This window comes from Corallococcus sp. AB018 (assembly GCF_003986945.1).
Lineage (GTDB): Bacteria > Myxococcota > Myxococcia > Myxococcales > Myxococcaceae > Corallococcus > Corallococcus exiguus.
In genome coordinates, this window is the sequence record NZ_RAWR01000454.1 from 1 (window position 1) to 1,110 (window position 1,110).

Below are 1,110 nucleotides of genomic sequence, written 5' to 3' on the forward strand. Positions count from 1 at the left end.
CTAAGTAGGTCGCCAGAAGTTCCGAGACAAATCCGGGTCGCATGCGCAGTTTCTGGAGCATGCGACCGGCAAGGAGCCCTGCCGAGCTGGGGCTGACAGCATACGACATGCGGAAGCTGGAGCGGGCGCTGCGGCAGACGCGCGAGGCCCGTCACTTCCGTCGTCTTCTGGCCATCAAGCTCATCGCGGAGGGGAAGGGCCCGGGCGAGGCGGCACGCCTGGCAGCCTTGAGTCGGCCGGCCGTCTACTTCTGGCTTGAGCGCTACCTTACGGAGCGCACACCCTCTGCGCTCTGGGACGCCCCGCGCTCGGGCCGGCCCAGAAAAGCCCCGCGCCTCACCCCGAAACACCTGCGCAAGGTGGTGCGCGGCAACCCCGAGAAGGCTGGCTGGGCGAGCTCTGGCTGGACGGTGCCGCTGCTGCGCACCCACCTCAAGCGCAAAGGAGTCGAGGTGTCCGCCCGCACGCTGCGCCGTCGGCTGCATGAGGCGAACCTGGCGTGGAAGCGGCCGCGGTACGTGTACGCGACCGCAGCGCCTCACCCGGGGCAGAAAAAGGGGGCCTTGTCCGCCGTCTGAAGCGGCTCAAACGTCAGTGGCCTCGCGCGGTGCTGCTCGTCACGGACAGCACGGTGCTGCGCTGGTTTCCACCGCTGCGCGCCATGTGGGCGCCCATTGGCGAGCAGGCGCTGGTGAGAATCACCGGCGAGAATGCCAAGCGCACGTTGTGGGGCGCCATCAACCCTCGCTCCGGCAGGCGCGTCGTCATGGCCACCCAGCGCAGCCGCCAGGAGGACTTCATGGCCTTCTTGCACGCCCTGCGCTCCGCCTACCCCGGCCGTCCTCTGCTCCTGGTGCTCGACAGGGCCAGCTGCCACACCGCGCAGAAGTCTCAGCGGCTCGCCGCCCGCCTCGGTGTCCATCTGGTGCTGCTACCCAAGCAGCGCTCGGAGCTCAACTGCATGGACCACCTCTGGCGTCCCCTCAAACAGCGCGTGTCGGCCAACCGGCAGTACTCGACGATGGAGCAGCACGTCGCCGCTGCCATCCGCTGGGTAGTGCGCCTTTCTCCCCAGGACGCCCTCCGCAAGGCGGGCTGCCTCGCCGAGGG

2 protein-coding genes are annotated in these 1,110 nt (G+C 68.9%); both read left to right on the top strand.

Going from position 1 to position 1,110, the window contains the following annotated elements:
• The first annotated feature begins 107 nt into the window (after positions 1–107).
• A complete protein-coding gene (locus tag D7Y11_RS42655; RefSeq protein WP_233597569.1) occupies positions 108–578 on the top strand; it encodes a helix-turn-helix domain-containing protein in 471 nt (156 codons plus the stop codon).
• Positions 579–661: 83 nt separating this feature from the next.
• A partial coding sequence (locus D7Y11_RS42660; protein WP_233605333.1) for a transposase occupies positions 662–1,110 on the top strand: 449 nt, incomplete at its 3' end.